The following is an 8571-nucleotide window of genomic DNA, read 5'->3' as shown; positions in this document are numbered from 1 at the left end:
AGCAGCACAGGCAGGCCGGCGGGCAGCGCTGCGCGCAGCGGCAGCCACAGGTCGGCATCGGCAATCAGCACACGGGCGCCGCTGTCTTCAATCAGGAACGCCACTTCGGCGCCAGTGAAGTGCCAGTTGATCGGGCAGTAGTAGCAGCCCAGCCGCTTGCAGGCCTGGATGATCTCCAGATAAGGCAGGCCGTTGCGCAGCAACACGGCGATCACATCGCCTTCCCGCACGCCCATCGCCGCCAGGCCGGCGGCGACCTGTTCACCGCGCGCCGCCAGCGCCGCGCCTGACAGTCGCTCGCCGCCCGCATGGATGGTGCTGTCCGTCATGCGGCCCCCGTGCTGCGCTGGGCCTTGTCCTGCGCGGTGCGCGCTTCGATGGCCTGGCGCGCGGCGGCCCAGTCCGCGTCGCTCCATTCGGCGTACTGCTTGAAGTAGGCGCCGTTGGCGAGATAGTCGCCGCCATCCAGCGCGATGGTCTGGCCGTTGATCCAGTCGTAGCCGGGGCTCAGCAGGAAGGCGGCGAGCTCGCCCATGTCATGCCCGGTGCCCAGGCGCCGCATCGGGTTCTGCTGCGCCTGGGTGTCGGCGCCCTGGTCCTTGGGCCGCAGGCGCGCGCTGGCGCCTTCGGTGGGGATCACGCCCGGCGCGATGGCGTTCAGGCGAATGCCGTGGCGGCCCCATTCGATCGCCAGCGACTTGGTCATGGCGTCTATGCCGGCCTTGGACATGGCCGAGGGAACCACGAAGGGCGAACCCGTCCAGACCCAGGTCACCACAATGGACAGCACGGCCCCGCCCGTGCCTTGCGCAATCCAGCGCTTGCCCACGGCCTGCGTGGTGTAGAAGGTGCCGCGGAACACCGTGTCCGCGATGGCGTTGAAACCGCGCGGCGAGAGCTTCTCGGTGGGGCTGATGAAGTTGCCCGCGGCGTTGTTGACCAGGCCGGTCAGCGCGCCATGCCCGGTCCAGATGGCTTCGACGGCGGCGTCCACCGCCTCGGCGTCGCGGATATCCACTGCCTGAACGTGGACCTCCGCGCCATAGCGTTCGCGCAGGCTGGCGGCGGCCTGCTCCAGCACGGCCTCGCGGCGCCCCCACAGGTGCAGCGACGCGCCCAGCGCCGCCAGCCGCTCGGCCATGGCGTAGCCCAGGCCGGTGCCGCCGCCCGTGACGAGGATGCGCTGGCCGTGGAACAGGTCGGCGCGGAACATGGTTTGCGGGAGGGTCCCGCCGGGCTGGTTTTGAGGCATGGCCTGATCTCCTGTTTGGTGAAGGCCAGAATATCAATCAGCGCCACGCCGCGACAATTCCGCAGTTTGCGTAAACTATGTTTCCTCACAGTCAACAATAAGACCGCGCATGCCCGCCCTGCCCGCGCTGGACCTCAACCTGATACAGCTGTTCGTCACTATCGTCGACGCCGGCACGCTGAGCGAGGCGGCCGTGCGCCACGGCGTGACCCGTTCGCACGTCAGCCGCAACCTGCAGAAGCTGGAACGCGCCTTTGGCGCCCAGCTCATCCGGCGCAGCACCCGCAGGCTGGAACTGACGCAGCAAGGCTCGGTGCTGTATGAGCATGGCGCGCGAGGTCGAATCCGCCCGCCACGCCCTGCAAAAGCTGGGCTCGGAACCGGCGGGACACGTCCGGCTCAGCATTCCCACCGGGCTGGGGGAGCTGGACCAATTGCGCCCGCTGCTGGTGGACTTCGCCCTGCGCCATCCGTCGCTGACCCTGCGCGTGCTGTTCTCCAACCGGGTGAGCGACCTGATTTCCTCGGAAATAGACGTGGCGCTGCGGGTGATGACCACCCCGCCGCAGGATTACGTGGCGCGCGCACTGGGCGACGTCAAATGGGTGCTGTGCGCGGCACCCTCCTATCTGGAACAGTTCGGCGCGCCGGCCCATCCGCGCGACCTTGCGCGCCTGCACTTCCTGGGCCCGCCCGACGCCAGGCCCCAGGTCACGCTGCGCCTGCGTCGCAAGGACCAGTTGCACGAAGCCAAGCTCGCGCCACGGCTGCAGTCGGAGTATTTCCCGTTCCTGGCCCAGGCCGCGCGCGCTGGCGCGGGCGTGGCGCTGCTGCCCGCCTATGTGGTGTATGCGGACATCGCCGCAGGACGCCTGACACCCGTGCTCCCCGCCTACCAGGCCATGGGGCCGGGCGACAAGCTGTTCATCCTGACCACGCCTAATCCCTACCCCTCGACCGCGCAGCGCGCGGTCGTCGATTTCCTGCGCACGGAACTGACCGCGCTGCTGCGCAATTTCCTGGCATAGCGGCCAGGCGGGCGCGACCGTTCCCGGCTTGCCGCGGCGCGCCGCAACATCCGCGTAGGACTTTCTTGATAAAAGAGGCTTGCGGCTCGCGCGCGCCTCGGCCAGAGTATCGGGTGAGGCCGAAAGCCGCGCCGCCCCTGATTGCAGTAGGGGAACTTTGACGGTCCGACCAAGTCTTATATAAGATATAAGACATGCAGCCGCGCACGCGCCAGTCTCACATAGAATGACAAATGCCCAAAAACGCCAGAAAATGCCGGCTTCAACCGGGCAAAACCACGGAGTCCATCATGCCGCACAACACCCTAGACACCCTCAAGAATTTCAAGATCGGCAATAAATCCTGTCAGTACTATTCGCTGCCGGCGCTGGGCAAGTCCCTCGGCATCGACGTGCAGCGGCTCCCGGTTTCGATCCGCATCGTGCTGGAATCCGTGCTGCGCAATTGCGACGGCAAGAAGGTGACCGAAGAGCACGTCAAGCAGCTGGCCAACTGGCAAGCCAACGCCCGCCGTGAAGACGAAATTCCGTTCGTGGTGGCCCGCGTGGTGTTGCAGGACTTCACCGGCGTGCCGCTGCTGGCCGACATCGCCGCCATGCGTTCGGTGGCCGACAAGATGGGCAAGAGCCCCAAGAGCATCGAACCTCTGGTGCCGGTGGACCTGGTGGTGGACCACTCGGTCATGATCGACTACTTCGGCACCAAGAATGCGCTGGACCTGAACATGAAGCTGGAGTTCAAGCGCAACCAGGAACGCTACCAGTTCATGAAGTGGGGCATGCAGGCGTTCGACACCTTCGGCGTCGTGCCTCCGGGCTTCGGCATCGTCCACCAGGTCAACCTGGAGTACCTGGCGCGCGGCGTGCACCTGGACAAGCAGAACAACGTCTACTACCCCGACTCCCTGGTGGGCACCGACAGCCACACCACCATGATCAACGGCATCGGCGTGGTGGGCTGGGGCGTGGGCGGCATCGAAGCCGAGGCCGGCATGCTGGGCCAGCCCGTGTACTTCCTGACCCCCGACGTGGTCGGCGTGGAACTGAAGGGCAAGCTGCGCGGCGGCGTCACCGCCACCGACCTGGTGCTGACCATCACTGAGATGCTGCGCCGCGAGAAGGTGGTGGGCAAGTTCGTTGAATTCTGCGGCGAAGGCACCGCCAGCCTGTCCGTGGCCGAACGCGCCACCATCGGCAACATGGCGCCGGAGTACGGCGCCACCATGGGCTTCTTCCCGGTCGACGAACGCACCATCGACTACTTCCGCGGCACCGGCCGCACGGAAGCCGAAATCGCCGCCTTCGAAGCCTATTTCAAGGCCCAGAAGATGTTCGGAGTGCCCAAGGCGAAGGACATCAATTTCACCAAGCTGCTGACGCTGGACCTGTCCACCGTCGCGCCGTCGCTGGCGGGCCCGAAGCGTCCGCAGGACCGCATCGAGATCGGCAACGTCAAGAACACCTTCATCGACCTGTACTCCAAGCCGGTCGCCGAGAACGGCTTCAACCAGCCGGCCGAAAAGCTGGAGCAGACTTTCACCACCAGCGCCGGCACCAAGGTCAAGAACGGCGACATCCTGATCGCCGCCATCACGTCCTGCACCAACACGTCCAACCCCAGCGTGCTGCTGGCGGCCGGCCTGCTGGCCAAGAAGGCCGTGGAAGCCGGCATGACCGTGCCCAAGCACATCAAGACCTCGCTGGCCCCTGGCTCCCGCGTGGTCACCGAATACCTGACCAAGACGGGCCTCCTGCCCTACCTGGAAAAGCTCGGCTTCGACGTGGCCGCCTACGGCTGCACCACCTGCATCGGCAACGCCGGCGACCTGACCCCGGACCTGAACGAAGCCATCACCGGCAACGACCTGATCTGCTCGGCCGTGCTCTCGGGCAACCGCAACTTCGAGGCCCGCATCCACCCGAACATCAAGGCCAACTTCCTGGCCTCGCCCCCGCTGGTCGTGGCCTACGCCCTGGCCGGCACGGTCACGCGCGACCTGATGACCGAGCCCGTGGGCCGCGGCAAGAACGGCGACGTGTGGCTGGGCGACATCTGGCCGACCACCGAGGAAGTCGAGTCGCTGCTGAAGTACGCCCTGGATCCCAAGGCGTTCGAGGCCAACTACGGCCAGGTCAAGAGCAACCCCGGCAAGCTCTGGGAGAACATCAAGGGCGTCACCGGCGACACCTACAACTGGCCTGATTCCACCTACATCGCCGAGCCGCCCTTCTTCGAGGGCTTCGGCATGACGCCAGGCGCGATGCCGGCAGTCAAGGGCGCCCGCGCGCTGGGCGTGTTCGGCGACTCGGTCACCACCGACCACATCTCGCCAGCCGGCTCCATCAAGGAAACCTCGCCCGCGGGCAAGTGGCTGAAGGAAAACGGCGTCATGAAGGCCGACTTCAACAGCTACGGTTCGCGCCGCGGCAACCACGAAATCATGATGCGCGGCACCTTCGCCAACGTGCGCATCAAGAACCTCATGATCCCGGCGCTGCCGGACGGCAGCCGCTTCGAAGGCGGCGACACCCTGTTCCAGCCCACCGGCGAACAGATGTCCATCTATGACGCCGCCATGAAGTACGTCGGCGCCGGCACGCCCACCGTGGTGTTCGGCGGCGAAGAGTACGGCACCGGCTCGTCGCGCGACTGGGCGGCCAAGGGCACCCAGCTGCTGGGCGTGAAGGCCGTGATCACCCGCAGCTTCGAGCGCATCCACCGCAGCAACCTGGTCGGCATGGGCGTGCTGCCCCTGCAGTTCAAGGGCGCGGACAGCGTGCAGTCGCTGGGCATCACCGGCGAAGAAACCTATGACATCTCCGGCCTGGAAAACGGCATCAAGCCGATGCAGGACGTGACGCTGACGATCACCCGCAAGGACGGTTCGAAGCAGGATGTCACGGTGCTGCTGCGCATCGACACCCCGATCGAGGTGGACTACTACCAGCACGGCGGCATCCTGCCCTTCGTGCTGCGCCAGCTGCTGGCAGCCTGATCCCTCGGGCGCAAAGCAATGCCCCGGCAACCGCGAGGTTGCCGGGGCATTTTCATTGCGCCTGCGCGGCGCGGCGGCCGCGCCCCGATCAGTCCGCGAACTCGTAGGCGTCCATCGCCAGCGCGCCGTAGGAAATCTCGTCGTTCAGGCGTTGAAAGCCAATCCCGCCCGCGCCCAGCGCCACGTACAGCGGCATCAGGTGGTCATCGTGCGGATGAGCCTGCGCCGCGCCCGGTGCCTGCGCCTCCCAATCCAGCAGCGCGGGCAGGTCGCGGCCGGCGAGCTTGTCCGCATACCACTGCTGGAACGCCGGCACGTAGGGCAGCGCAGGCGCGTCCTGCGGCATGCGCACGTGGCGCAGGTTGTGCGTGAGCGAACCCGAGCCGATGACCAGGATGTCCTCGTCCCGCAACCGCGCCAGCGCACGGCCCAGTTCCAGTTGCCCGGCCGCGTCGCGGCCCATGTCCAGGGACAGTTGCACCACCGGCACGTCCGCTTCCGGATAGAGGTAGCGCAACGGCACCCAGGCGCCATGATCCAGCGGACGGCGCGGATCCAGGTCGGCAGCGATGCCCGCCTCGGCCAACACGGCCTGCACCCGCGCCGCCAGCTCAGGCGAACCGGGAGCCGCGTACTGCAGCGCATAGAGTTCTTGCGGAAAACCGCCGAAATCGTGCCAGGCCACCTGGCGGTCGCGGGTGGACAGCGCCAGGCCCTCGCCCATCCAGTGCGGCGACACCACCAGGATGCCCTTGGGCTTGCGGCCTTGCGCCGCGCTCCAGGCGGCCAGCGCGGGGCCGGTCAAGCCGGGCTCGACGGCGAGCATGGGGGATCCATGGGAAACGAAAAGCGTAGGCCAGCGCATGGCAATGCCTCCTGATATTGAGTCGATGGAACCATTTTCCGCCGTTTCATCTCAGCAATAAACCACCTTAATTGACATTATCTATTGCTATTCAAGCATCAATAAGCTTATGGCCCAAGCGCTGCGAGCCCTGGCAGGGCCGTCGCGCCGCAGTGCGCGCCGGGCGTTAAACTACGCAGTTGCACACTTACTGGACGCTCCCCGAAGTTATGGCCCGATCCCGCAGCCAATCCGCTCCCCGCCTCACCCGTGACGCCGCCAAACTGGTCACGCTTGCCCAGGCGCTCAACCGCTCGGGCAGCCGCCTCGAAGACGTGTTCTGGGAGAACCTGCTTGGCGAAGCGATTCCGAAGCTGCTGAAGGCGGGGCAGGACGCCCCCCTGGAAGCGGCCCTGGACCACCTCGCCCAGAGCGACGTAGGCGCCTACGAGATCCTGATCGAACAGGCCGAAACCCTGTCCGAATCGATGAAGATCGAGAAAAATGGCGTCCGCCACGACGTTTTGCTGGTCGTGGCGCCCATCGTCGCCTGGACCCGCTACGCCATCCCGACCGGTCCGATTTCGGCCAGCGCGCAGCAGGCGCTGCTTGCGCAGTTGCACGGCCATATCCTGTCGAGCAAGGCCCGCAGCACGCTGATGCCCATGCTGGTGAGCGTGGACCAGATGCCGCGCACCTTCTCTGAAACCTGGCAATGGCTGCAACGCCTGGGCACCCAGGCCCTTGGAGCCGAAACCGCCAAGCCCGCCCTGAACACCGAGACCGAGACGGCCAACATGCTGGCCGACACGCGCTACATCGTGGCGGCCGTCGCGGTGCCCGAAGGCGAGCCGATCTTCCGCTGGCAGGAACAGCTGGGCGAGGCCGAGGCCAGCCGCGACGCCTGCCAGGAACAATGGGCGGCGCAGGCCCAGCCCACCCTGGCCAATCTGCTGCCCGGCTGCGGTTTCGAAGCCCTGCTGCCCGACGCCTACTACGTCAGCAACCGCGAGGCCGACCGCCGGGTGCGGCCGCTGTCGCTGCGCGCGGCGGTCAGTTGGCTGGAAGGCGCGGTCAGCCTCGAAGCCTCCCAATTGCGGGCGGTGGTGGCCGGCTGCGGCGAAAGCCGCATCGACGAATACCGCATCGGCTTCACGGCGCGCAGCAGCAACGATGTCTATTACGGCTGCGTCTGGCCCCTGTATGGCCGCGAGGAAGACCTGCCCCCCGATGAAGGCCAGCCCGACGTGGTGGACGAGATCGCGGCGCTGCTGAAGGAATACGGTGTCACCGAAGTACGCCGCATTCCCGGCGTGCTGCCGCCCGAGTACTGCGAAGACTGCGGCGCACCCTACTTCCCGAATCCGCTGGGCGAACTGGTGCACGCCGAACTGCCCGAGGACGCGGAAGCCTCCCCAGCCAAGTTCCACTAGGCGGCAATGCAAGCGGACATCTTCTGCCGGGTCGTCGATAACTACGGCGACATCGGCGTCTGCTGGCGGCTGGCCCGCCGGCTGGCGCACGGCCGCGGCTGGGATGTGCGCCTGTGGGTCGACGATCTGGCCAGCTTCGCCCGCATCCAGCCGGGCATCGTTGCCGACCTGCCGCGCCAGCAACTGGCCGGCATCGACATCGTGCACTGGTCCGATACGCCGGATCCGTCGCTCAGCGCCCGCGACGTGGTGATCGAGGCCTTCGCCTGCGATCCTCCCGAGGGGTTCCTGGACAGCATGCGGCGCGTGCATCCGGCCTGGATCAACCTGGAGTACCTGAGCGCCGAGGCCTGGGTGGAAAGCTGCCACGGACTGCCATCGCAACGGCCGGACGGGCTGGTCAAGCACTTCTACTTTCCCGGTTTCACCGCCGCCACCGGCGGGCTGCTGCGCGAGCCCGGCCTGTCGGCCGAGCGGGACGCCTTGCAGGCATCTCCGCAGGACCAGGAGGCCTTCCTGAGTTCGCTCGGGGTGGCAGAAGACCTGCTGTTGCGCCGCCGCGACGGCGCCCGCACCGTGTCCCTGTTTTGCTACCCGACGGCGCCCGTGGCGGCGCTGGCCGAGACGCTGTCCGCCGACCCTCGCCCCAGCGTGCTGCTGGCGCCCGAGGGTGTGGCTCCCGGCCTGGAAGCCGCATGCGCGGCGCCGGGCGCCCCGCTGATCGCCCGGCTGCCATTCGTCGCGCAGCCGGATTTCGACCGGCTGCTGTGGTGCTGCGACCTGAATTTCGTGCGGGGCGAGGACTCATTCGTCCGCGCCGCCTGGGCGGCGCGCCCGCTGGTCTGGCAGATCTATCCCCAGGGCGAAAACGTCCATCTGGAAAAGCTGGACGCCTGGCTGGCGCGCTATCCGGCCCCGGAAACCGCCCAGGCGCTGATCAGGGCCTGGAACCAGCCGGAAACCGGCGCAACCTCTGCGGCGCTGTCGGCCGCCCTGGCGCCGGCCGCCTGGGGGGAGT

At 67.1% G+C, this 8571-nt stretch carries 6 protein-coding genes and 1 pseudogene; 4 read left to right on the top strand and 3 right to left on the bottom strand.

The genetic code is table 11. The features are described 5' to 3' along the window. Both VIR09_RS23095 and VIR09_RS23090 read right to left on the bottom strand, forming a co-directional pair. A partial coding sequence (locus VIR09_RS23095) for an AMP-binding protein (protein ID WP_332014963.1) occupies positions 1–329 on the bottom strand: 329 nt, incomplete at its 3' end. Further along, positions 326–1213, bottom strand: a complete 888-nt coding sequence (locus VIR09_RS23090) for an SDR family oxidoreductase (RefSeq protein ID WP_332014964.1) — start codon at positions 1211–1213, stop codon at positions 326–328. The genes VIR09_RS23090 and VIR09_RS23095, both read right to left, overlap by 4 nt. A 148-nt stretch (positions 1214–1361) precedes the next feature. Here VIR09_RS23090 and VIR09_RS23085 point away from each other — a divergent pair. Beyond that, positions 1362–2280: pseudogene (locus VIR09_RS23085) on the top strand (LysR family transcriptional regulator). Between the two features lie 290 nt (positions 2281–2570). Further along, positions 2571–5276, top strand: coding sequence for an aconitate hydratase AcnA (gene acnA / locus VIR09_RS23080; protein ID WP_332014962.1), 2706 nt, complete (start codon positions 2571–2573; stop codon positions 5274–5276). 88 nt (positions 5277–5364) lie between these two features. Here the strand turns inward: acnA and VIR09_RS23075 are convergent, their stop codons facing one another. Continuing rightward, positions 5365–6141: a class III extradiol ring-cleavage dioxygenase gene (locus VIR09_RS23075; RefSeq protein WP_332014961.1), complete on the bottom strand. Its 777-nt coding sequence runs from the start codon at positions 6139–6141 to the stop codon at positions 5365–5367. 209 nt (positions 6142–6350) lie between these two features. Between VIR09_RS23075 and VIR09_RS23070 the strand changes: the two genes are divergently transcribed. Further along, positions 6351–7553: a DUF2863 family protein gene (locus VIR09_RS23070; RefSeq protein ID WP_332014960.1), complete on the top strand. Its 1203-nt coding sequence runs from the start codon at positions 6351–6353 to the stop codon at positions 7551–7553. Between the two features lie 6 nt (positions 7554–7559). Then, on the top strand, positions 7560–8571 hold a 1012-nt coding region (gene earP, locus VIR09_RS23065; RefSeq protein ID WP_332014959.1), incomplete at its 3' end, for an elongation factor P maturation arginine rhamnosyltransferase EarP.

Source organism: Achromobacter sp. (genome assembly GCF_036567245.1).
Taxonomy (GTDB): domain Bacteria; phylum Pseudomonadota; class Gammaproteobacteria; order Burkholderiales; family Burkholderiaceae_B; genus Achromobacter.
Note: the sequence above shows the minus strand (reverse complement) of the source record. Positions and strands in the feature narration are given on the sequence as shown.

What these genes read in the sequence shown, in the direction of transcription:
- VIR09_RS23075 (WP_332014961.1), bottom strand. Translation starts at nt 6,141, where the DNA reads ATGCGCTGGCCTACGCTTTTCGTTTCCCATGGATCCCCCATGCTCGCC.
- VIR09_RS23090 (WP_332014964.1), bottom strand. Translation starts at nt 1,213, where the DNA reads ATGTTCCGCGCCGACCTGTTCCACGGCCAGCGCATCCTCGTCACGGGC.
- VIR09_RS23070 (WP_332014960.1), top strand. Translation starts at nt 6,351, where the DNA reads ATGGCCCGATCCCGCAGCCAATCCGCTCCCCGCCTCACCCGTGACGCC.
- acnA (WP_332014962.1), top strand. Translation starts at nt 2,571, where the DNA reads ATGCCGCACAACACCCTAGACACCCTCAAGAATTTCAAGATCGGCAAT.